This is a genomic window from Rhodococcus sp. P4_C10, from assembly GCF_056402135.1.
This window is the reverse complement of sequence record NZ_JBFUHZ010000020.1, coordinates 19,602-40,084: the sequence shown is the minus strand read 5'-3', so window position 1 is coordinate 40,084 and position 20,483 is coordinate 19,602. Positions and strand designations below refer to the sequence as shown.

The 20,483-nt window shown below is 69.2% G+C and carries 21 protein-coding genes, 1 tRNA gene and 1 pseudogene; 16 read left to right on the top strand and 7 right to left on the bottom strand.

The features are described 5' to 3' along the window. The first annotated feature begins 8 nt into the window (after positions 1 to 8). Positions 9 to 989: an endonuclease/exonuclease/phosphatase family protein gene (locus AC1DWC_RS15610; protein WP_477909438.1), complete on the top strand. Its 981-nt coding sequence runs from the start codon at positions 9 to 11 to the stop codon at positions 987 to 989. Here AC1DWC_RS15610 and AC1DWC_RS15605 read toward each other — a convergent pair. Together AC1DWC_RS15605 and AC1DWC_RS15600 are read right to left on the bottom strand one after the other, a co-directional pair. Next, positions 971 to 1,780, bottom strand: a complete 810-nt coding sequence (locus AC1DWC_RS15605) for a TetR/AcrR family transcriptional regulator (RefSeq protein WP_477909436.1) — start codon at positions 1,778 to 1,780, stop codon at positions 971 to 973. The genes AC1DWC_RS15610 and AC1DWC_RS15605 overlap by 19 nt on opposite strands. Positions 1,781 to 1,819: 39 nt before the next feature. Continuing rightward, on the bottom strand, positions 1,820 to 2,458 hold the full coding sequence (locus AC1DWC_RS15600) for a TetR family transcriptional regulator (protein WP_477839846.1): 639 nt from the start codon (positions 2,456 to 2,458) through the stop codon (positions 1,820 to 1,822). Positions 2,459 to 2,666: 208 nt separating this feature from the next. Between AC1DWC_RS15600 and AC1DWC_RS15595 the strand changes: the two genes are divergently transcribed. The 4 genes from AC1DWC_RS15595 to AC1DWC_RS15580 all read left to right on the top strand — a co-directional run bounded on the left by AC1DWC_RS15595 (position 2,667) and on the right by AC1DWC_RS15580 (position 5,547). Next, entirely contained in the window at positions 2,667 to 3,764 is a 1,098-nt protein-coding gene (locus AC1DWC_RS15595) for a ferredoxin reductase (protein WP_477909434.1), read from the top strand. A gap of 44 nt (positions 3,765 to 3,808) precedes the next feature. Beyond that, positions 3,809 to 4,987 carry a fatty acid desaturase family protein gene (locus AC1DWC_RS15590; RefSeq protein ID WP_477909432.1) on the top strand — a complete coding sequence of 393 codons (1,179 nt, stop codon included), beginning with the start codon at positions 3,809 to 3,811 and terminating at the stop codon, positions 4,985 to 4,987. A gap of 12 nt (positions 4,988 to 4,999) precedes the next feature. After that, positions 5,000 to 5,233, top strand: a complete 234-nt coding sequence (locus AC1DWC_RS15585) for a hypothetical protein (protein WP_477909430.1) — start codon at positions 5,000 to 5,002, stop codon at positions 5,231 to 5,233. Between the two features lie 143 nt (positions 5,234 to 5,376). Continuing rightward, positions 5,377 to 5,547: a hypothetical protein gene (locus tag AC1DWC_RS15580; protein ID WP_169888300.1), complete on the top strand. Its 171-nt coding sequence runs from the start codon at positions 5,377 to 5,379 to the stop codon at positions 5,545 to 5,547. A 40-nt stretch (positions 5,548 to 5,587) separates the two neighbouring features. Here the strand turns inward: AC1DWC_RS15580 and AC1DWC_RS15575 are convergent, their stop codons facing one another. Then, a complete protein-coding gene (locus tag AC1DWC_RS15575; protein ID WP_477909428.1) occupies positions 5,588 to 6,190 on the bottom strand; it encodes a hypothetical protein in 603 nt (200 codons plus the stop codon). A 333-nt stretch (positions 6,191 to 6,523) separates the two neighbouring features. Here AC1DWC_RS15575 and AC1DWC_RS15570 point away from each other — a divergent pair, with 333 nt between their 5' ends. The 5 genes from AC1DWC_RS15570 (at position 6,524) to AC1DWC_RS15550 (ending at position 10,933) form a co-directional block, all read left to right on the top strand. After that, the gene (locus AC1DWC_RS15570) at positions 6,524 to 7,858 is read left to right on the top strand and encodes a hypothetical protein (RefSeq protein WP_477909426.1); all 1,335 of its coding nucleotides are present in this window, start codon (positions 6,524 to 6,526) and stop codon (positions 7,856 to 7,858) included. Then, entirely contained in the window at positions 7,855 to 9,234 is a 1,380-nt protein-coding gene (locus AC1DWC_RS15565; RefSeq protein ID WP_477909424.1) for an outer membrane protein assembly factor BamB family protein, read from the top strand. The genes AC1DWC_RS15570 and AC1DWC_RS15565 overlap by 4 nt, the downstream gene beginning before the upstream one ends. A gap of 240 nt (positions 9,235 to 9,474) precedes the next feature. Then, on the top strand, positions 9,475 to 9,678 hold the full coding sequence (locus AC1DWC_RS15560; protein WP_477909422.1) for a hypothetical protein: 204 nt from the start codon (positions 9,475 to 9,477) through the stop codon (positions 9,676 to 9,678). 236 nt (positions 9,679 to 9,914) lie between these two features. Then, positions 9,915 to 10,091 (top strand): hypothetical protein, encoded by a 177-nt coding sequence (locus AC1DWC_RS15555; protein ID WP_477909420.1) that lies wholly within the window; start codon positions 9,915 to 9,917, stop codon positions 10,089 to 10,091. A 215-nt stretch (positions 10,092 to 10,306) separates the two neighbouring features. Then, positions 10,307 to 10,933 (top strand): Ltp family lipoprotein, encoded by a 627-nt coding sequence (locus AC1DWC_RS15550; protein WP_477909418.1) that lies wholly within the window; start codon positions 10,307 to 10,309, stop codon positions 10,931 to 10,933. A gap of 152 nt (positions 10,934 to 11,085) precedes the next feature. On the opposite strand, the gene AC1DWC_RS15545 is transcribed toward AC1DWC_RS15550, so the two are convergent. Together AC1DWC_RS15545 and AC1DWC_RS15540 are read right to left on the bottom strand one after the other, a co-directional pair. Next, the gene (locus tag AC1DWC_RS15545; RefSeq protein ID WP_477909416.1) at positions 11,086 to 11,289 is read right to left on the bottom strand and encodes a hypothetical protein; all 204 of its coding nucleotides are present in this window, start codon (positions 11,287 to 11,289) and stop codon (positions 11,086 to 11,088) included. An 833-nt stretch (positions 11,290 to 12,122) separates the two neighbouring features. After that, complete coding sequence (locus AC1DWC_RS15540) at positions 12,123 to 12,410, bottom strand: hypothetical protein (protein WP_477909414.1); 288 nt, start codon at positions 12,408 to 12,410, stop codon at positions 12,123 to 12,125. A 696-nt stretch (positions 12,411 to 13,106) separates the two neighbouring features. On the opposite strand from AC1DWC_RS15540, the pseudogene AC1DWC_RS15535 reads away from it, so the two are divergent. Together AC1DWC_RS15535 and AC1DWC_RS15530 are read left to right on the top strand one after the other, a co-directional pair. Beyond that, positions 13,107 to 13,292, top strand: a pseudogene (locus AC1DWC_RS15535) (tyrosine-type recombinase/integrase); the annotation flags it as partial. Between the two features lie 1,028 nt (positions 13,293 to 14,320). Further along, positions 14,321 to 14,791: a hypothetical protein gene (locus tag AC1DWC_RS15530; RefSeq protein ID WP_477909412.1), complete on the top strand. Its 471-nt coding sequence runs from the start codon at positions 14,321 to 14,323 to the stop codon at positions 14,789 to 14,791. Positions 14,792 to 14,870: 79 nt separating this feature from the next. On the opposite strand, the gene AC1DWC_RS15525 is transcribed toward AC1DWC_RS15530, so the two are convergent. Next, positions 14,871 to 14,944, bottom strand: a tRNA-Arg gene (locus tag AC1DWC_RS15525). A gap of 123 nt (positions 14,945 to 15,067) precedes the next feature. On the opposite strand from AC1DWC_RS15525, the gene AC1DWC_RS15520 reads away from it, so the two are divergent. Together AC1DWC_RS15520 and AC1DWC_RS15515 are read left to right on the top strand one after the other, a co-directional pair. Then, a complete protein-coding gene (locus tag AC1DWC_RS15520; RefSeq protein WP_477909410.1) occupies positions 15,068 to 17,098 on the top strand; it encodes a bifunctional copper resistance protein CopD/cytochrome c oxidase assembly protein in 2,031 nt (676 codons plus the stop codon). After that, on the top strand, positions 17,095 to 18,030 hold the full coding sequence (locus tag AC1DWC_RS15515) for a serine/threonine dehydratase (protein WP_477909408.1): 936 nt from the start codon (positions 17,095 to 17,097) through the stop codon (positions 18,028 to 18,030). The genes AC1DWC_RS15520 and AC1DWC_RS15515 overlap by 4 nt, the downstream gene beginning before the upstream one ends. A 28-nt stretch (positions 18,031 to 18,058) precedes the next feature. Here AC1DWC_RS15515 and AC1DWC_RS15510 read toward each other — a convergent pair whose 3' ends face one another. Beyond that, positions 18,059 to 19,039 (bottom strand): oxygenase MpaB family protein, encoded by a 981-nt coding sequence (locus AC1DWC_RS15510; RefSeq protein WP_477909406.1) that lies wholly within the window; start codon positions 19,037 to 19,039, stop codon positions 18,059 to 18,061. 111 nt (positions 19,040 to 19,150) lie between these two features. On the opposite strand from AC1DWC_RS15510, the gene AC1DWC_RS15505 reads away from it, so the two are divergent. Continuing rightward, a complete protein-coding gene (locus AC1DWC_RS15505) occupies positions 19,151 to 19,807 on the top strand; it encodes a TetR/AcrR family transcriptional regulator (protein WP_477909404.1) in 657 nt (218 codons plus the stop codon). A gap of 176 nt (positions 19,808 to 19,983) precedes the next feature. Beyond that, positions 19,984 to 20,481 (top strand): single-stranded DNA-binding protein, encoded by a 498-nt coding sequence (locus tag AC1DWC_RS15500; protein ID WP_477909402.1) that lies wholly within the window; start codon positions 19,984 to 19,986, stop codon positions 20,479 to 20,481. Positions 20,482 to 20,483 lie beyond the last annotated feature (2 nt).

Here is a 20,483-nt window from a genome sequence, read left to right as displayed (position 1 = left end):
GGAATTCGATGCGGTGGGTTCGGCGTGCGGCGGTGGCGCTCGGGTCGTTGGCGGTGCTGGTGGCCGCGGTCGGCGTCGGTGCGCACTACCTCGACACCACCGTGACGACCCTGGTGGTGCTGGCCTCGGCGGCGCCGCTGCTGATGGCGTGCGGCGTCGTCGGGCTGGCCGCGTTCGCCGCGGCCCGGCAGTGGGCGGGGGCCGCGGTCGCGGCGGCGGTGCTGGCGGCCGCCGCCTGGACGCAACTGCCGCTCTACACCGCCGACCGCGTCGCCGACGCGGCCGCGGAGCTGACGGTCATGCAGGCGAACATCTTCTTCGGCAACGACGACCTGGACGGCGTGGTCGCGCAGGTCCGGTCGAGGCAGGTAGACGTGCTGACGGTCAACGAGCTCACGCCCGGGGCGGTGCCGGCGCTCGGCGCGGCCGGCCTCGACGAGGAGTTGCCGTTCCGGTACCTGCGCCCGATGGAACTGGGCGGCGGGACCGGGATCTGGAGCCGGCACCCGTTGTCGGAGGAGGCCGAGCATCTCGGGTTCGTGTTGAACATGGTCTCGGCGCGGGTGCAGCCGCCGACCGGGCCGGCGTTCGTGCTGGTGGCCGCGCACCCGCTGCCGCCGGTGCCGCGGCCGCAGACCGACATCTGGTCGCGCGAACTCGGGCAGGTCCGGGGGATCCTGCGGGACCTGCGGGCGGGCGGCGCGCCCGTCGTCGTGGGAGCGGACTTCAACGCGACCTTCGACCACGCGCAGTACCGGGCGCTGATCGACGACGGGTTCCGGGACGCCGCCGAGCAGTCCGGTGCCGGGGTGTTGCGCACCTACCCCGCGGACCGCTGGTGGCCGCCGCTGCTCGCGATCGACCACATCCTGGTCGCCGGGGCGAGCGCCACCGGCGCCGAGGCGGTCGAACTGCCCGGGTCGGACCACCGCGGGGTGGTCGCGACCGTGGCGGTGCACCCGGCCGGTGGCTACTCCGCGCCGGACTGATCCGGCCGCGGCGAGGCGGAGTCCCGATGCGCGCGTGAGCCGATGAGCTCGGCGACGCCGTCGAGAATGCGGTCCAGCCCGAAGCGCAGCGCGTGGATCGGGTCGGACGCGGCATCGAACTCGGTACCGGCGGCGGTGCCCACCCGGCCGGAGACCGGGAACTGCTCGCCGTCCATGACGCGGTCGAGGATCGGGCCGACGATGCCCCACCACTGCGCGTCGGTGAGCCCGGACTCCTCCACGGTCGCCGCCACGCTGGCCAGCTGACGGGCGGTGCCGACGACGTGCGCCAGCACCAGCGTCAGGACCGAGTCCATCTCGACGTCGGTGAGGCCGATGCCGTCGAGCGGCCGCAGTTCCGCCTCGTACTTGCGGCTCGTGTTCGGCCCGAGGACCGGGCGGGCCCCGGCCAGGTACAGCATCCACGGGTGTCGCTGGTAGAGCGCCCAGTTGCGTTCGGCGACGAACTCGATGCCGCCGCGCCACCCGCCCGGCGCGCGGGCGGGTTCGTCGAGGTCCGCGTACAGCCCGGCGAGCGCCGCGTCCTGCATCAGGTCCATCAGGTCGGCCTTGCCCGGCACGTGGGTGTAGAGGGACATGGCGCCGACGTCGAGTCGCTCGGCCACCCGCCGCATGGAGACGGCATCGAGTCCCTCGGCGTCGGCCAGGGCGATGCCGGCCGCCACGATCGAATCCACGCTCAGACCCTTGCGCCCGGCCTTGCCTTCCAGGCCCCACAGCAGTGCCAGGGTGCGGGCCGGATCGGTCGGAACGTCCTTCTTTGCTGCCACAACAGTGGATTCTCCTCCAGCACGCCGTCCATGCCGCTGTCAGCCGGCCTCCGGGTTCGTGCGCCACGACCCCATGCCGACCAGGATCAGGCGCAGCTGGCGCTCGGCACGGGCGACCACGGCCCGCTCCTCGCGGCTGCCCGCGGGGACCTCGAGCACGTCGACGGCGGTCGTCATCATCACCGCGACGATCAGGTCGGCCGCCATCTCCAGGTCCTCGACCGGCCAGCTCGCCAGCGCCGGCATCCGGGAGAGGTCGATGGTCAGTTCGCTCGCGAACAGTCGCAGCTCGGTCGAGATCGCGCGGCGCACCGCGGGGGCGCCGCCCTGGCGTTCGCGGCCGAGGAACCGGAACTGGCCCTCGTGGGCGCGCACCTCACGCAGCAGGATGTCCAGCGACGCGCGGACGGTGGTGGTGCCCGCGGCGCCGCGGTCGCGTCGGGCCTCCCGCAGCATCCGGCGCAGCACCCGCATGCCGTCCTCGGCGAGGGTCACCCCGAGGTCCTCCATCGAGCTGAAGTGCCGGTAGAAGGCCGTCGGCACGATGCCCGCCGAGCGGGCGACCTCGCGCAGGCTCAGGCTCGCGAAGCCGCGGTCCGCGAGCATCTCCAGCGTCCCGTCGAGCAGGGCCTGGCGGGTGCGTTCCTTGCGTTCGGCTCTGGTTTCCGGCTCCGTCACGGCTCCGAGTGTAGGTGAGCTCGGACCGGTGTCCGGGTGTGCACCGTAATTTGTGCACGGGTGTGTCGTGGGACACGAGTTCGGCCCGGACTGTTGACATCTACCTGCCACTTCCTGTCACACTAATTGGAGTACGACTGTTCACTGAAAGTGTCGAAGTCTGATCCCCGTGTCCGACCCTTTCCCTTCTACGGCCCAGGAGGTCGCAGTGGCCCTGCAGTCCCGCCCGTCACGGCCCGCCCGCCGGCCCTCGCTGGTCTCGTTGCTCGAGTCGCTCGTGACCCCGCACCGCCTCGACCGCTACCTGGAACTGGTCGATCCGATGGTCACGGTCCGCGACCTGCGCGCCGAGGTCACCGCGGTCCGGCGCGGCACCGGCTCCGTCACCCTCACCCTGCGGCCGACCCGCCAGTGGCGGGGCTTCGAGGCCGGGCAGTTCGTCCAGGTGGGCGTGGTCGTCGACGGCGTGCGGCACACCCGCTGTTACTCGCCCGCCGGCTCGCAGCACGACGCCGGCCTCGAGCTCACCGTCAAGGAGCATGCGGGTGGTGTGGTCTCGGGCTACCTGAACAGGGAGGCCCGGGTGGGGCTGGTGGTGGACCTCTCGCCCGCCGACGGCACCTTCCGGCTCCCGGACCGGCGGCCGGGGCATGTCCTGCTGATCAGCGGCGGCAGCGGCATCACCCCGGTGCTGGCGATGCTGCGGACCCTCCTCGCGGAGGGCCACGCCGGCCCGATCGCGTTCCTGCACTACGCCCGCACCGCCGGCGACGTCGCCTACCTGCCGGAGCTGACGGCCTTGGCCGGCCGGCACGCCAACCTCACGCTCGAGCTCGTGTACACCGGCGACGGCGGCGGGGGAGACCTGCACGGACACTTCGGGCCCGCGCACCTCGACGCCGTCGCGCTGTGGGCCGGCCGGGCCCAGACCTACCTGTGCGGGCCGGCCGCGCTGATGCGCTCGGTGCGCGAACTCTACGACGGCCGGGGGCTCGCCGACCGGCTGCACAGCGAGGAGTTCACGATCGCGCCGGCCGCGGCCGACGCGGACGCCACCGGCGAGCTGACCTTCGCCGCGTCCGGAGTCAGCGCCCCGAACTCGGGCGCCAGCCTGCTCGAGCAGGCCGAGTCGGCGGGCCTGAACCCGGACTTCGGCTGCCGGATGGGCATCTGCTTCACCTGCACCACGGTCAAGACCAGCGGATGCACCCGAAACCTGCGGACCGGCGAGGTCGACGCCGACCCGGACCGGCCGATCCAACTGTGCGTCTCGGCAGCGGTCGGCGACGTCAGCCTCGACCTCTGAGCCCCACACCACCGAAACTTCGTCGAATCGTCAGGAGAAGTCCAATGCTCGGTCTGTCCATCCGCACGCTGCCGTTCCTGGGCGGCGGCAAGTCCGACACCGGCACGTCCGACGGGCCGGTTGTACTCAGCTACGAGCAGGTCGAGGAGATCGGCCGCGAACTCGACGAACTGCGCGCCCGGGTCGTCGCCGACCTCGGCGCCGCGGACCGCGAGTACATCTACAGGGTGATCAAGGCGCAGCGCGGCTTCGAGGTCGCCGGCCGGGGCCTGATGTACCTCGGCTTCCTGCCGCCGTTCTGGCTCGCCGCCGTGGGCGCGCTCGGGATCTCCAAGATCCTCGACAACATGGAGATCGGGCACAACGTCATGCACGGCCAGTACGACTGGATGCGCGAGCCCGGGCTCAACTCCCGGGTGTTCGAGTGGGACACCGTCTGCCCGGCCGACCAGTGGCGGCACTCGCACAACTACATGCACCACACGTACACCAACATCGTCGGCCGCGACCGGGACATCGGGTACGGCATCCTGCGGATGGACGAGGGGCAGAAGTGGAACCCCTACTACCTGGGGAACCCGGTCTACGCGTTCGCGCTGATGACGTTCTTCGAGTGGGGCGTCATGCTGCACGACCTCGAGGTGGAGAACATCGTGAGCGGCAAGCGGTCCTGGTACGACGTGAAGCCGCTGCTGCAGGGGATGTGGCGCAAGGCCGGCCGCCAGGTGCTCAAGGACTACGTGCTGTTCCCGGCGCTGACCGGCCCGCTCTTCGTCAGCACCCTGCTCGGCAATGCCGCCGCCAACCTGGTGCGCAACGTGTGGACCTATTCGATCATCTTCTGCGGTCACTTCCCGACGGGGGTGCAGACCTTCAGCGAGGACGAGACCGCCGACGAGACGCGGGGTCAGTGGTATGTGCGGCAGATGCTCGGCAGCGCCAACATCGAGGGCAGCCCGCCGTTCCACGTCATGTCCGGCAACCTCTCCCACCAGATCGAGCACCACCTGTTCCCCGACCTGCCCGCGCACCGGTACCCGGAGATGGCGCCGCAGGTCCGGGCGCTGTGCGCCAAGCACGGCCTGCCCTACAACACCGGCGGCTTCTTCAAGCAGATCGGATCGGTGTGGGGCAAGATCTTCGCCCTGGCCCTGCCGCCGTTCATCGCCCGTCCCGGGCGTCCGCCCGGTGTTATCGTCGAGCGCCAGAAGGCCACCGTCTGAGGGGGATCACTAATGGAACACCGAATCGGGATCGACTTCGAGTTGGGCAAGGACACCGTCCAGGAGCTGGCAGAGTCCGGCGCCGAGCGGGTCGGGAACATCGCGGTGATCATCGCCGGTGCCGTCCGGGACGTGACCCGCGAGATCGGCGACTGGATCACCGACGGCCTCGAGATGCGGGAGGCCGCCGCGAAGGCGAAGGCAGACCGCGAATCGGCGGCAGGCGACGGCACGACCGGCGAGTAGCGGCGTCGATCCGCGACATCCGGCGGGTTCGGGTGGTCCGCGCGTGAGCGCGGTTACATCGCGCGCGATAATTGTCTGTGTCGACCGAGGTGTCGGCGGGCGCGCCCTCGCGTGCCCCAGCGAGCGTGGAGGCAGAGAGTTCGATGAGCGAGACCGTGCAGGTCGGAGACCTGGTGCACATTTCCGACACGGCTGGAACCTGGGCGGTCGAGGAGGTCCGGTCCGGCATTGCCCTGCTGCGTGACGGCGAGGACCGCCGGATCTCGTCGCGGCTGTCCAAGCTGACGGTGGTACGCAAGGGCGCGTCGAACTGACGGCGCTCGCCCCTGCGCACCCCGCCGGATGGTCAGTGCGTCACGGTGTGGCCATGAATTCCTGAACCGCGACCTTCGCGTTCGGGTTGCCCTCGTCGATGCCGATGATGGCGCCGACGCCGGCGCCCACGACGTTGCCGATCATGCAGCCGGCCATGAAGTTCGGGAAGATCGACACGCAGCCGACGAGCATGCCGACGACCGAGCCGACCATCATCTTCTGCTGACCGCCGTTGGCCCAGCCGATGCTGACCTCGTCCGCCGCGTGCTGGAAGGCCTCCTGCTTGGCCTGGTTCTCCGGCCAGGCCTGGTCCGCGATCATCGTGGTCACCTGCGAAGCGTCGGGGACCGCGGGGATTCCGGGGACCGCGGGCGGTCCGGGGACCGCCGGTGGTCCGGGGATCGTGGGTAGCGGGGGCAGGCCGGGGATCGCGGGGAGACCGGGCAGCACCGGATCCGCGACAGTGAACTGCGGAAGCGGCGGAAGCGGCGGCAGTTCAGGTGGCGGCGGCAGCGCCGGAAGCGCGGGCATTTCGGGTAGACCCGGCAGGATCGGCTGCGCGCCGGCGGTGCCCGAGCCCGCGGCGACGGCGACGGCGGCAAAGACGAGCACGGGCATGACAAGAGCCTTGGCCATTTTCATGGCAATCCCCAATGGTGAACTCGACGATGGACCTCGTATCGGCGGCCCGGTCGGGGGCCACTCGACGGCAGTGCCGCAGTTCGCGCGGCGTCGTATCGCGGTTGATGCGTACTCCCGCTGCGCCTGCTGATCGCGCACGGGTTCTCGTGAGAGGTGTTGCAGCCCGGGTGTTTCAGGCCCAGGCCCCCGGCTGGTTCCATGTAGCGCTCCTCGAGAAGTCGCCAAATGCCTGACTGACTCTACCGCGGGAGCGGTGTCCCTATACAGGAAACGAACGGCTGGAGGGGGGAGCGACTCGCCGGTAACGCAGGGGGTGAATGTGACGAAAGGGACATGAGGGACGACGAGTCGAGGGACGGGGAACGGGTGGACGAGGCGATGACACGGCCGTGGTGGCGCAGGCCGGCCTTCTGGACGAACACACTGGTGGTGGTGTCGATCGTGGCGGTCGGGGTGGTGGTCGCCGGGCTGACGCGTCCGCCGGAGCGGCCGACCGAGGACCCGCGGGCGGCCGCGGAGGACTACCTCACCCCGCCGGTGCGGTACCCGGCGCAGATTCCCGGCTGCGACGCGGTCGAGCCCCCGTCCACAACGGAGTGGGCGGCCTACTCGAGCTTCGGGGAGCAGACGTACGACAATCCCCGTGAGCCGTGGTTCTCCGGGCCCAAGGCGACGGCGATGGCGCAGGCGCTGGCCGCGGCGTTGCCGCCGGACGCGGAGGTGGACCTCGCGAGGCCGCTGGTGTTCGACCCGATCGCCGACTTCGGCGGGGACGATCGGGACGACGTCCCCGGCTGGACCGCGCTCTGGACCAACCTCGACCGCGGATCCGAGCCCGGCGAGTTCAACGTGCAGGTGGCCAACTGGAACCGTGCCGTGCCGACCTGTGTGGCAGGCGATCTCGTCCGCCGCGTCGCCGGGCCCGACGGCACCGTCGTCGACCTGCAGGAGACCTGGTACCAGGTCGGCCCGTTCCGGACGTTCGGCCGGTCGGCGACGGGCTATCTGCCCGACGGGTCGTCCGTGCTCGCTCAGGTCAGCGACGAGGTGGCGGTGGGGAGCGACGGGGAGCCGGAGGCCGCGGCGGAGTTCCCACTGACCCTCGACGAGCTGACCGCGATCGTGACCGCCCCCGGGCTGCGGGTCACCGCGCCGGTGCCGCCGGGCACCCCGGCGCCGCGGGAGAGTTGCAGCGCCGACTCCGAGGCCTCCGGTCGGGAGCTGACCCGGGAGGATCTCGCCCGCCTGGGCGGCGCGCTCGACGCCGCGTGGCAGGCCGGCGCGCCGGCCGGCGTCACCCTCGACGAGCCGCTCGACGCCCTGCAGCTCGGCGGGGCGGGCCGCAACGCTGTCTGCGTCGAGGTCGGGACCGCCGGGCCTGGCGGTCCCGGGACGCTGACCGTCGGGATCGGCGGCGGTCACAGACCGCCCGTCCCGCTCGATCCGTACGACCCGGCGGCCGAGCACGACCGCACCGAGATCCGTTCGCTCCCGGACGGTTCGGTCAGCGCCCGGACCGGACCGAGCGGCCAGTTCGGCAGCTACCGCCAGGTGACCGTCACCCGGCCGTCCGGCACCCGGGTCTCCGTGAGCTGGCGCGGGCCCGAGTTGCCGACGTTCGAGCAACTCGAATCCTTGGCCGTCGCACCGGGTCTGGACCTGCCGTGACGCGGGAGACGCGGAATCTGATCGTCGCGGCGGTGGTTGCCGTCGTCACCGTGACCGCGGCCCTGGTGGTGCTCGGCCGGGACCAGCCACCCGGTGGGGCCGCCCCGTCGTTCACCGGCGCCGGGTACACCGACTACCCGCCGGTGCCGACCGAGGAACCAAGGCCGGCGGGTCCGCCGGCCGCCGAGTCCTGGCGCCTGGACGCCGAGCAGGCCTACGGGCGGAAGTTCGCGCAGTTCCGGAACCCGGTGTGGGGCACCGAGTTCGACTCAGGTGACAGCGGTGGCATCGCGGTGGGCGGCGCCGTCGTCACCGCGATCGGGCTGCCCAAGCCCGGCGGCTACTCGCTCGACCACGCGCGGCTGGTCGGTGTCGACGCGGGCAGCGGCGCGGTGCGCTGGCAGGTGCCGGCGGACGGCCTGGGCGGCTGTGCCCCGAGGCCGCTGGGCGAGAGCGTCGTCTGCTTCACCGCCGGGTACGACGGGCGGGACGAGATCGTCGCCGTCGACGCCCGATCCGGCGAGGTCACCCGCACCGCGACCGACTGGACGTCGTTCGGCATCGCCGTCGACGGCGACCGGGTGTTCACGGTGGAGGGCAACCCGGAGGACGCCGACGTGCGGGTGCACGCCGGCAGCGTCGCGGACCCGGCCGCGCACTGGAGCACCCCCGTCGAGGTGAGCGGCAGCTGGGAGGCCGTGCCCGGCACGGCGGTGCTGACGGTGACCGGTGACGTCGCGCTGGTGCAGGTGGCCGGGGATGCCGTCGGACTCGACGCCCGCACCGGCCGGCAGACGTGGGCCAGGGTCGTGCCGGACTGCGTCGAGTCGGCCGCGATCGTTGCCGGTCCGGTGACACTGGTCGGCCGCACCGACTGCTCCGGCCACCTGCGGGAGATCGAGGCCCGCGCCGCCGACGGACGAGTGCTGACCAGCGTGGCCACGGGAGTGACGGCGCAGCCGGAGCGGCAGGTCGATCGCGAGCTTCCGATGGTGATCGGTGACGGCGCCTACGACCGGGCCACGGGCGAGCGGGTGTGGCACAACGACGAACTGCGGGACGCCACCTCGGTTGCCGCGGTGGGGGAGACGGTGCTGGTGCATTCCGGCGACACCGCGTCCGGGCTCGACCTGGCGACCGGCGAACGGCTGTGGCAGCGGGAGACCGATGCCGCGTCCGAGTACGTCGGCTACGACGGCGACCTGGTGTACGGGGGAGACGGGCGCGGGGCGTTCGCGATGGCGCCGCGCACCGGGGAGGTGGTGTGGGCCGTCGAGGAGTTGGGTGAGTCCGGAGGGCAGCCTCGGCTGGTGGTTGCGGGGGAGTCTGTTGTCGCGGTGAGTGGTTCGGCGATGGCGGGGCTGGCTGCTGCCTGAACAGCGTCATGTCCGGGTGCTGCGTGAAACCATCTCGAGCCAAAGGACCCGCATCAGTGAGTGATTGGTGAGATTGGCATCGATCCGCGGGCGTCGATTCTGACCAGATTTCGCCGCGATTGGCTGAGCGAGCAACGCAGCCGCATCTCGAAAGGATTGCAATGGGCCTGTTTTGGCGTATCCGGGAGACTGGGGTCTGTGAGCTAGGCTAACTGGTGGGACCGAGAGAAAGGCCACGCCGTGCGCAAGTATTTGCCCGTGATCTCAAGTCTGCTGATGGCCGCCTGGTTCGTGACAGCCAGCCAACGTGAACTTGGGTGGTCTGACCTTGCACTTGCCGCCGCGTGTGGTGCCGCGTTCGTACTCAATGTCGGCCAGTTGAGGCGGCAACGTGACGAGGCCCGTGAGAACCGGATCAAGGTTTGGACGGATCAACTGGCGTAGCACGCTGAGCGTGAACAGCCCCTCACCGATCGTCAGGTGGGGGGCTGTTCCGTTCCGCCAGCGAGTGCAGTCGTGAATGGAGATTCTGGAGAGGACATTCTCGGCTCTTTCGAGGTACCTTCTGGCCCTGTCCTCAAGGTCCCGGGAAGCGCTTCTGCCTGGGCATGCCGCGGGTTTAGCATGGCTAGACGGGTCGGGCAGCGGACGGTGATCGAGATGGACACATTCTGGTCCGAATGGATCCCGTATTCCATGAAGATCTGGCTGCTGACCGCACTACCTTCGTCGTCGTGATGTTGGCGTCGAGTCCGATCCTGGCGATGGTCGCGTTCAGCTCGAATCCGATCGCGGTGGCCGCGGTGTTGCCTCCTCTGCTCGGCATCTGCCGAGTGGTCATGCGTCGGCCGAGTTGATTAATAGCCCCCGCTGATCTCCGGATCGGCGGGGGCTATTTCGTGCGTAGAGCGTGGAGCTCGGCCGGAGCTCGGCGAGGACCGCGGGATCTACGGCAGGTACGCCCCTAGGGCCAGAGCAGCAAAGAAGCCCCACCCTCGGTTGAGGGTGGGGCTCTGTCGTTTTGGCGCTGTCGATCGTTTGACTGTCGGATTCGCCTGGTATTCATTACCGCATGACGCAAACTCCTGGCTACCCAGAGCAGCTCCCGGTCGAGAGCCCGAAGAAGAAGCGCAAGTGGCCCTGGATCGTCGGAGCCGTGATTGCACTGTTCGTCATCATCGGAATCGCAAACCCGGCACCGAAGGACGAGCCCGAGGCGAAGGCAGTCACGCCGACCACGGTCAAGTTGGTTGCACCAGCGACAACCACCACTGCTGCTCCGACAACCACAGCTGCTCCGACAACCACTCCGTACGTGGCCCCGGTTCCGGCGTACACCCCTCCTCCGATTCCGGCCACCACGGCGTATGTCCCGCCGAACGCACCTGCGGCTGTCCCGGCTAAGCCCAATGTTCCCGCCAGCCAGAGCAACGCAGTCAGGAAGGCAAAGGACTACTTGTCCTACACTGCGTTCAGCCGCAGCGGACTGATCGAACAGTTGGAGTTCGAAGGCTTCAGCAACTCGGACGCGACTTCTGCGGTCGACAGCCTGGGAACGGACTACAACGAGCAGGCGGTTAAGAAGGCGAAGGACTACCTCGGCTACACCTCGTTCAGTCAGTCCGGCCTGATCGAGCAGTTGGAGTTCGAAGGCTTCACGAGTGCTCAGGCTCAGTACGGAGCCAACGCAGCGTACTGATAGCGGTTCGACGGGCAACAAGGTGCAGGTGAAGGACTTCCAGGTCCACACCTTCAGCGAGTCGGCTGATCCGGGCGCGGTCCGTGCGTCGTGGCACGCCAAACTAACCCGCGAACGCCGAGAGCCCCCGCCGATCCGAAGATCAGCGGGGGCTATTTCGTGCGTAGAGCGTGGAGTTCGGCGACGACTCGGTCCCGAGTGTCGACGGCCTGGGCGCGGTCGATGACGGTCTGCAGGCGGTCGATCTCGACCTTGCGGTCATCGAGTTGCTGGACCAGGTTGTCGAGCAGAGTCTCGAACTGCTCGATGCGAGCCTCACGATCTCGGTTCGGTGTCGTCGCGGGAGTACCGCCCACAGGTCGTGCCCGTGCCTATTGCAGGGCCTCGCTCCGCAATCAATGTTGTTGATGTGGTGGTACCGACTAACCGCTTCGCGGAGTGATCGGTACATCGTTGCCACTGGTGTCTCGTGGCAACGGCTTACGACGATGAACTCTCCGGAGACCTTGCTGGGCCACCGAACGGCCGGCAAAGCACACTTGGCGAACTCGAAGAGGGTGGGGTGCTGCACCTTGCACAGGCAGGTCCCCAGAATGTCGACCGCGTCGAAGTCTCGGGCGCTCATCGGAGACGTCCAGCAGGCTTGACCGCGCCTTGAGCCCAGTAGGCCTCGACGGACTGCAGCTGGTCGCGCTGGACCTGGAACAAACTGTGATTTCCGGTGCAACGGTCAGCCGCTGGGCACAAACGCTGCCAGCTGTAATCCGAAGCCGCCCGACCGTCAGCGGCACGGCGGTACAAGGAGAAGGCCGGATCGGTGGTCTGAATCGAGCACCAGATCAAAACGAACGAACCACTCTCCGGAAACTCGAGCTCCCGAACCTCGTCCCGGACCCATCGGCCATTCAAGGCACACTCGGCCAATTCGGAGACACGGATATGCGTACCTGGTTCGTGACGGTACCCTGGGAAAGGAGCGACTTGCTGCTGTTGAATTTTCACTGCTTTGCCTATGACTAGATCTGGGCGAGGTCTGCCGTCTCCCGCAGGCCATTGTTGGCCGTTATGTCTAGTTTGGAGAATTGAATCCTTACGCGCTACTAAAGGGTCGCACTAATTTCGGGCACGAAAAATCCCCCACTCTCCGGTGATTTTCACCGCGGGTGAGGGTCGCTTTATCGGGGCTTATCTAGCGGTACCGCGAGTAAGACCCGCTGGTCGAAGACGAGCCGTTCTGCACCGCGAAAATCACGCCGACGGTGACGATGACGGCGATCTCGACCATCGCGAGGACCACCGCGGACCAGGCGAGCCAAGACCCGGTCTCGTGTGGCCTCTTGTTGGTCTCGTGGAGACCGACCCAGCCGAACACGAGCGCTGCCGGGATCAGTCCGATCAGGGCAGAGAACAAGCCGATCTGAGCGGCGACGTTGGTCTTGACCGGGGGTTCGACCCGGCCAGGTACGAGATGTGTCATGTCCGGGAGACTACGTCCGCCTGATCCCCGAATTGGTCACTGCCACGGTCGATGTCATTCGATCGGTGTACGTGCCAGAGTAATAGCTCTTCTCAGATCCTCGGAGACGACCGTTGCCGGCCGGGCACCCAGAGCCCTCAGGATCTCGGTGGGGGAGCTCCGCGGAGAAGCAGGGCCTGTGGACGGCCTGTGGAAATGGGGCGGAGGGGGACGGCCAGTGTGCCGGTTCGGGTTCCGGTCCGGCGTCACCGGTTCCCGTTTAGCCTGACGCAACTACGAAACAAGGACGGACCAATGCGACTCACCTTGACCCGATCCGCAATCCTGACCGCGGGGCTATTCCTGGCAGCAACCCCTGCAGTCGCCCACGCCCAAGACTCCATCGGCGGCGGGAGCCTTCCCACAAGCGGCAGCAGCTACGTCCAGCCCGGTTCCTCTGACAACGTCTGGGACGCTGGTCGGTTCGACCGGACCTTCACCCCGGAGCAAATCACCGAGTGCTGGGAAGCTGTCGAAGCCGGAGGCGGCATCTCCACCGGAATCCGACCGTGCCCCCTGCGGCCGATCACCGATCTGGACCTCGCGCTAGGGCGCTTGCTGTTCGGCACTATGTACACGCTGGGCTCCGCGGGTTAGTTCAGCGCACCGGGGGAGTTCAGCTGGCTGCTGCCGCTGCGATCGGCAACCCGACTCTGGCGCGTCCACGATCTACGGCATGTGGGGGCTGTGCTGGCGGCTCAGGCTGGGGCGACGACCGCCGAGTTGATGCTGAGGATCGGTCACACAACCCCGGCGATGGCGATGAAGTGCCAATCGGTGGCCCAGGGCAGGGATGACGAGATCGCGGCCCGGTTGTCGAAGCTGGCGCGTGGCGAACTGTAGCCCGTTCGAACGCTCGAACCTGGTCTAACAATCGGGTCACGGCAGACGGCGATTGCTGTTCTACGAAAACCTATTTCTGCAGGTAATCGCACCCTTTGCTTATAGCGGTACCGCTAGGAGTTTTCGGCCCGGTAGGACCTCAAGGCACTGATGGACAGACCTAAGTGCATGCCCCAGGATGGGATTACAACGGGCACACGCCCCAACAAAGCTGCCAACGATCTCAGATATCAACTCACGCATTCACTTTCAGATGGCAATCCAACAGGCCCAGCCGAAAGGTGTAGTGCGCCATGTCAAAAGCCCTGTGAATAGGTGTTTCAGGCGCTGTTCTGCGGGTTTGCCTCAAAAGTGCAACGAGAGAGGGAGAAATAGAGGTCAATTGGGAGGCCAGATCAAGGGGACTACGCTGGTCGAACGGTCGGGACTCACCCACCCGGAGGTTGCAGTGACGCCAGAGATGAACCCGCAGTTCCAAGGCACCTGGGTATACCGACTGCCGTTCCCCATGGAGTGGCGGCTCGCGCTGTGGTCGATCATCGGATGCGACTTCGGCGGACACTGCCCTTGACCTGAAAGGCGTGATCGAAATGGACTTCCCGCCGATCTGGTGGCTGATGCCCTATGGCATTGTCCCGGACCACATTCGAGTCTGGATCCGGGACAATGCACCGTGCTGGCTAGGTGGCTACTGCTACTGACGGACGACAAGCGGGCCCGTAAGGGGTGATGAGAATGTGGTGGTACCTGAAAGACCTCCCCGTAGGCATGCGGGACTGGCTCGCGGCCGTAGTTCCATGGCTCTGGTATGGCCACTGAGAGGTGATGAGACATGGGAGACAACATCTACTTCATCCCGATGCCGTGGGAGTTCAGGCAGTGGCTGATCGCCACATACCCATGCGTGCTCGACTTCGGAGTCAGTTGTTTGTGAGCGGGTCGATGAGATCCGCGTAAGCCCGTAGCTGGTCGGCAATCTATGTCGTAGAGGGGGAGTGGGCCGAAACGCGGGCTATCGTCCACACCCTATGGAGACGTTCGGGTTGGTTCTGGTTGTCGTCGGGGGAGTGCTGCAGCTGGGTGGTCTGGCATCGACCGTCGTGCAGGCAGCGAAGCATGTCGACAGCATTCGCGACGCGCTGCCGTTGTGGCTAGTGAACCTCCTACGCCTGCCGCGACCGGCTGTCGTCGCGGTTGCTGCCGCTGTGCACGGTGAGGCGACGTTTGGCGGCGTCGCGGTCGTCGTGGGCGAGGAATCCGATACCGAGCGGCTGATGCGTGAGGTTGCGGCTCTGCAGGGCAAGGTGGCGACGCTGTCGGATGAGCTGAAGGGTCACGCCAAGTGGACGCGCCGAGAATTCGAATCCCGTTCTGCACGCCTGCAGGCTGATGAGGCCGAGCAGGCGACGAGTGCCAAGGCTGATGCCCGAACCGCGCTGTGGGGTGTCGTCGTGATCGGCGTGGGGATTCTGGCTCAGACCGTTGGGTCGGTGTTGTGATCGATCAGGGCTAACGGAGCGCAGCCGGAGCGTAGACGATCCGGCAATCCAATAATGGCCTTTACCTGCAGGTATTGAGTGCCCCCGGCAGGAATCGAACCTGCGACCTAGAGATTAGAAGGCTCTTGCTCTATCCAACTGAGCTACGGAGGCGTGATCCCCGGGGGGATCGGCACAGGAGTCTACCGGTACCGCTCCGCGCCTCTTGGGAGGCGTGGGTCACGCCGTGCCGACCTGGGAGGAACGCACCCGCACGGAACTTCTACCCTGGTGTCCATGGCATCACCCGAGCTCGCCCCTCCACCAGCGCCGTCGCCACGAAAGGTCGGTGAGACCTCGGCACCGATCTTCGTGACGCTCGGGATCGTGGCCGGTCTGGTCGCGGCCATCGTGGTCGGGCTGTCCGCGTCGGAGGCCCTGATCCGGCTCGGCATCCCGGATCCGGGCCCGCTCACCACCTACGGCCTGCCCGCGGTCAAGGCGGCGGGCGAGGTGTCCGCCGTGCTCGCGATCGGGTCGCTGCTGCTCGCCGCGTTCCTGGTGCCGCCGCAGCGCAGCGGCGTCCTTGACGTCGGCGGCTACCGGGCGGTGCGGATCGCCGGCCACGCCGCGATCGTGTGGGCGGCCTGCGCGCTGGTGCTGGTGCCGTTGACCGTCTCGGACACCTCCGGTCAGCCGTTGAGCGAGTCCATCCAGCCCGCCAACCTGTTCAAGGCGTTGCCGCAGATCGAGCTCGCCGGGGCCTGGCGCAACACCGCCATCCTCGCGGTCCTGCTCGCGATCGGCTGCCGCCTCGTGCTGCGCTGGGCCTGGACACCGGCGCTGCTGGTGCTCGGCCTCGCGACTCTGGTCCCGCTCGGCCTGACGGGACACTCCTCTTCGGGCGGCTCGCACGACGTCGCAACCAACAGCCTGCTGTGGCACCTGGGTGCGGCGGCGTTGTGGGCCGGCGGGCTGATCGCGCTGCTCGCGCATGCCCGCCGCCGCGGCGAGCACACCGACCTCGCGGCCCGACGGTTCTCGCTGATCGCCACCTGCGCGTTCGTGGTGATGGCGATCTCCGGTGTCCTCAACGGACTGGTCCGGCTCCCGGTGAGCGAGCTGTTCACCAGCACCTACGGCTGGCTGCTGGTGGCCAAGACCGTCGCGCTGGTGATCCTGGGCGTGTTCGGTTACGTGCAGCGTCGTCGCGCGCTGCCCGCGCTGGCCGCCGACCCCAACTCGCGGGGCGCGCTGATCCGGTTCGCCGGCGCGGAGGCGCTCGTGTTCGCGGCGACGATCGGTATCGCCGTCGGCCTGGGCCGCACCCCGCCGCCGCCGTCGGACATCCGCCCCAGCCCGGCCGAGGTGTACCTGGGCTACACCCTGGACGGCCCGCCGACGCTCGCGCGGCTGGCGTTCGACTGGCGCTTCGACCTGATCTTCGGGACCGCGGCGATCATCGCCGCCGTCGTCTACGTCCTCGGCGTGCGCCGACTGCGCAAGCGCGGCGACAGCTGGCCGATCGGCCGGACCATCTCCTGGGTGCTTGGCTGCGCGGTGCTGCTGGTGGCCACCTCCTCCGGCCTCGGCCGGTACTCGCCCGCGGTGTTCAGCGTGCACATGGGCGCGCACATGGCGATGTCGATGCTCGCGCCGGTGCTGCTGGTGCTCGGCGGCCCGATGACGCTGGCGCTGCGCGCGCTCAAGCCGGCCGGATCCGACGGTCCGCCCGGCCCGCGCGAGTGGCTGCTCGCCGCGCTGCACAGCCCCGTCTCACGGTTCCTCACCCACCCGCTGGTGGCGTCGGTGCTGTTCGTCGGCGGCTTCTACGCGCTGTACCTCGGCGGCATCTTCGGCGCGACCCTCGACGCGCACGGCGCCCACCTGCTGATGAACCTGCACTTCATCCTCAGCGGCTACCTCTTCTACTGGGTCGTCATCGGCATCGACCCGGCGCCGCGAACACTCTCCCCGGTGACGAAGCTGGCGATGGTGTTCGGCTCGCTGCCGTTCCACGCGTTCTTCGGCATCGCGCTGATGAGCATGGGCGAGGTGATGGGCGGCTGGTTCTACCGTTCCCTGGCGCTGGGCTGGAACGACGACCTGCTCGGTGACCAGCAGCTCGGCGGCGGCATCGCCTGGGCCACCGGCGAGATCCCGCTCGTGCTGGTGATGATGGCGCTGCTGGTGCAGTGGTCGCGCAGCGACAAGAAGACGGCCACCCGGATCGACCGGGCCGCCGTCCGCGATGAAGACGCAGAACTGGCCGCGCACAACGCGATGTTCGCGGAGCTGGCTCGCCGAGACCGCGAGGCCGGCCGGTGATCACCCGCGAGGACGTGCTCGCCGCCCGGTCACGGGTGGGCGACCGGGTGCGGCGCACCCCGGTCCTGCGGGTGGGCGTGCCGACGCCCGGCGGTGAGTTCCCGGTCGCGCTCAAGCTCGAGCACCTGCAGCTGGGCGGCTCGTTCAAGATCCGCGGCAGCCTCAACGCCCTGCTGCACCGGCCCGCGGCACAGCGTGACGCGCCGGTGGTGATCGCGTCGGGCGGCAACGCCGGGATCGCGGCGGCGACGGCGTCGCGGATGCTGGGCGTGGCCTGCACGGTGGTCGTCCCCGCGTCCGCGCCCGTCGTCAAGGTCGAGCGGCTCCGGGCCCTCGGCGCCGAGGTGGTCCTCGACGGCGAGCGCTACACCGACGCGTACGCGCGGGCGACTGCGATCGCCGTCGAGCGCGGCGCCCAGCAACTGCATGCCTACGACCTGCCCGACGTGGTCGCGGGCGCCGGGGTGATCGGGCTCGAGCTGGCCGAGCAGGTGCCCGACGCGACCACCGTGCTGGTCGCGGTCGGTGGCGGCGGGCTGGCCGCCGGTATCGCAACGGCGCTGTCGGGGACCACGGCGGTCGTCGGGGTGGAGCCGACTGGTGCGCCCACCCTGCACCGCGCGCTCGCCGCGGGCCGGCCCGTGGACGTCCCGGTGGACAGCGTCGCCGCCGACGCGCTCGGGGCCACCCGGCTCGGCGACATCGCGATGGACGTCGCGCGTAGCACCGCGATGGTCTCGGTGCTGGTCGACGACGACGTCATCGTCGACGCCCGGAACCTGCTGTGGCGCGAGTACCGGCTGGCCGTCGAGCATTCGGCCGCCGCGCCGATCGCGGCCCTGCTCAGCGGCGCCTACGCGCCTGCCCCGGGCGAGCGGGTGGTCGCCGTGGTCTGCGGCGCGAACACCGACCCCACGACGCTGCCCGCGTGACCGCGCGGTCCTCGGACCCGACGGGCGACTAGCCCGGCCGGCCCGCGAGCCCGCGTTGTCGCCCGCCCGACCGGGCCCCGTGCACCTCTCGCGCGGCGGCCGGCGTCAGGGTCTCGGCGCGCTCGGGCGGGGCACCGTTGAAGTGCTGGTCGAGGACGGAGTGGGTCATCGGGAGCAGGCGCCGGATCGCGGCCAGCTCCACCCGTGGGGTGCTGGCGGCACGGACCGCGGTGCGCGCGAACGGGGTGACGGCCCGGTCCACGAGGACGGGCTGGTCGAAGCCGCCGAGCTCGCGCATCCACTTCGGCAGGGTCGCGATCGTCGCGGGCGCCATGGCCCGGCTCATCGCCCACAACGCGAGCCGGCCCTTCCCCGCCCGGGTGCGCAGCAGGTAGTGCATGCCCTCGAGCGCGCTTTCGGAGACGCACAACCGCGGCCGAACCGCGTCGAAGTACTCGTGGACCTCCGCGCGCGACCGTGGGACGTCCGCGGCCCGGCAGGTCTGCAGTTCGGCGGCGACGGCGCAGTCCGCCCAGTACTGCGTCTCCTCCACCTCGGTCAGCGGGCCGGGTCCGAACATCTCGTAGCACTTGAGCACCGAATGCCAGCCCGTGACGTGGATCCACAACTGGCTGTCGGGGTTGTTAGCGCTGTAGCGCTGGCCGCTGATCGGCTCGATGCCGGTGGCCTTGGCGTGCACCCGCATCAACAGTTCCGACGTCTCGATCGCGGAGCGGGTGTCGCCGACCGCGACGATCAGGAAGTAGGAGAGGGTGCCGTCGAGACGGCCGCGCGGATCCAGGTAGATCCCGCGGGCATCGGCGACCGCGGCCGTGAGGAACGGGTCGAAGTGCTCGAGGGTGACCGCGCGCTGGAATCCGAGCAGCGCGGTCGGGTGCGTCCACGCCTTCCAGGTCGGCGACCCCGGCCCGAAGAACCCGTGGTCCTCGCGGCGGCGCGACGGGTCGAACGGCCAGCCGCGGCCGGCCATCGTGCGGGGTTCGCTCATGGTGTTCTCCTGCCGAGGGCGGCCGCGGTGGTGCCGCCGGCCGGGAGTGAATACAACGCGACCGTAGCAATGGTCGATCGCAAATACAACGGATGCGTAGGATCGGCTCCCGTGACGACGCGACCCCAGTCGGCAACCCCGGCGGACCGGCCCCGGCGCAAGTACGCGCCGCGGCTACCCCCGGAGCAGCGCCGCGCGCAACTGCTTGACGCCGCCTTCGAGGTGACCCGCCGGTCCGGTCTGCATGACCTCAGCATGGAGGCCGTCGCGGACGCGGCGGGCGTGGGGAAGCCCGTGCTGTACACGGTCTTCCGCACCCGCGCGGACCTGGTCGAGGCGCTGCTGCAGCGTGAGCACGACCTCGCGATCGGGCAGGTTCTCGCGGCGATGCCGACTGACCTTCGGCCGTTGGGGCCGGCCGCGGCCTACGCGGGCACGGTCTCGGCGTTCGTGCACGTGGTGCTCGAGAACCCGACCCGGTGGCGGCTGATCCTCACCGCCCCCGACACCGCGCCCGGCGAGTACCGCGAGCACCTGCGCGCCGCCCGTGGCGCGGTGCTGGCGCAGGCCGAGGTGCTGGCCCGAGCCGGGATCGAGCTCGAGCCGGGACTTGTCGGCCTGGACCCGGTGCTACTTGCCCACACGATGCTCTCCTTCGCGGAGATGCTCGGCCGGCTCGCGGTCAGCGACCCCGACACCTACACCAGCGAGCGGCTCGAGACCTACGCCGCCGCCCTCGCCGCGTCGGTCACCGGCCGTCGCACCTGACTTCGGGACCTACCACACGGGTCAGACGGAAATTCCTCTCCGGGATCCGAATTCGGCTTCCTGTGGACAACCGGTTTCGTCATCCCCAGATTCGCTCCGGCGCACAATCTCGGCGCCGGTCGGGGCACCGTTGTGGCCGAGGGCCGCGTGGCCCGCCGAAGGCAAAGGGGCGGAACATGTACGAGACACACACGGCGGTGGTCGGCACCGTCATCACCAACCCGGTCAAGCGTCCGACGAACTCCGGGGAGGAGGTGCTCAGCTTCCGGATGGCGAGCAACGTCCGGCGCTGGGACCAGGCCACGGGGGACTGGACGGACGGCGGCACCCTGTACCTCACGGTGACCTGCTGGCGCCGGCTGGTCGCGGGGGTGGGGGCCTCGCTGATGAAGGGAGACCCCGTCATCGCGTACGGGCAGCTGCGGACCAACGAGTACACCACCCGAGACGGGGTGGAGCGGGCCGACCTGGAGATGCGCGCCAGTGCGGTCGGCCCTGACCTGGCCCGGTGCATCGCCCGGCTCGAACGGGGACCGCGCGGCGTGAAGCCCGCGTCGGAGAGCGGTCAGGAAGCGGAGCCCGACGGCGGCACGGAGCGGCGCGCAGACGGGACCGGCATGCGACACGAAGCTGCCGATGGGGTCGAGATCGAGGCGGTCGCGGAGGCGAGTTGAGC

What these genes read in the sequence shown, in the direction of transcription:
- AC1DWC_RS15610 (WP_477909438.1), top strand. Translation starts at nt 9, where the DNA reads ATGCGGTGGGTTCGGCGTGCGGCGGTGGCGCTCGGGTCGTTGGCGGTG.
- AC1DWC_RS15590 (WP_477909432.1), top strand. Translation starts at nt 3,809, where the DNA reads ATGCTCGGTCTGTCCATCCGCACGCTGCCGTTCCTGGGCGGCGGCAAG.
- AC1DWC_RS15585 (WP_477909430.1), top strand. Translation starts at nt 5,000, where the DNA reads ATGGAACACCGAATCGGGATCGACTTCGAGTTGGGCAAGGACACCGTC.
- AC1DWC_RS15580 (WP_169888300.1), top strand. Translation starts at nt 5,377, where the DNA reads ATGAGCGAGACCGTGCAGGTCGGAGACCTGGTGCACATTTCCGACACG.
- AC1DWC_RS15575 (WP_477909428.1), bottom strand. Translation starts at nt 6,190, where the DNA reads ATGAAAATGGCCAAGGCTCTTGTCATGCCCGTGCTCGTCTTTGCCGCC.
- AC1DWC_RS15570 (WP_477909426.1), top strand. Translation starts at nt 6,524, where the DNA reads ATGAGGGACGACGAGTCGAGGGACGGGGAACGGGTGGACGAGGCGATG.
- AC1DWC_RS15555 (WP_477909420.1), top strand. Translation starts at nt 9,915, where the DNA reads ATGGATCCCGTATTCCATGAAGATCTGGCTGCTGACCGCACTACCTTC.
- AC1DWC_RS15550 (WP_477909418.1), top strand. Translation starts at nt 10,307, where the DNA reads ATGACGCAAACTCCTGGCTACCCAGAGCAGCTCCCGGTCGAGAGCCCG.
- AC1DWC_RS15540 (WP_477909414.1), bottom strand. Translation starts at nt 12,410, where the DNA reads ATGACACATCTCGTACCTGGCCGGGTCGAACCCCCGGTCAAGACCAAC.
- AC1DWC_RS15530 (WP_477909412.1), top strand. Translation starts at nt 14,321, where the DNA reads ATGGAGACGTTCGGGTTGGTTCTGGTTGTCGTCGGGGGAGTGCTGCAG.
- AC1DWC_RS15520 (WP_477909410.1), top strand. Translation starts at nt 15,068, where the DNA reads ATGGCATCACCCGAGCTCGCCCCTCCACCAGCGCCGTCGCCACGAAAG.
- AC1DWC_RS15510 (WP_477909406.1), bottom strand. Translation starts at nt 19,039, where the DNA reads ATGAGCGAACCCCGCACGATGGCCGGCCGCGGCTGGCCGTTCGACCCG.
- AC1DWC_RS15500 (WP_477909402.1), top strand. Translation starts at nt 19,984, where the DNA reads ATGTACGAGACACACACGGCGGTGGTCGGCACCGTCATCACCAACCCG.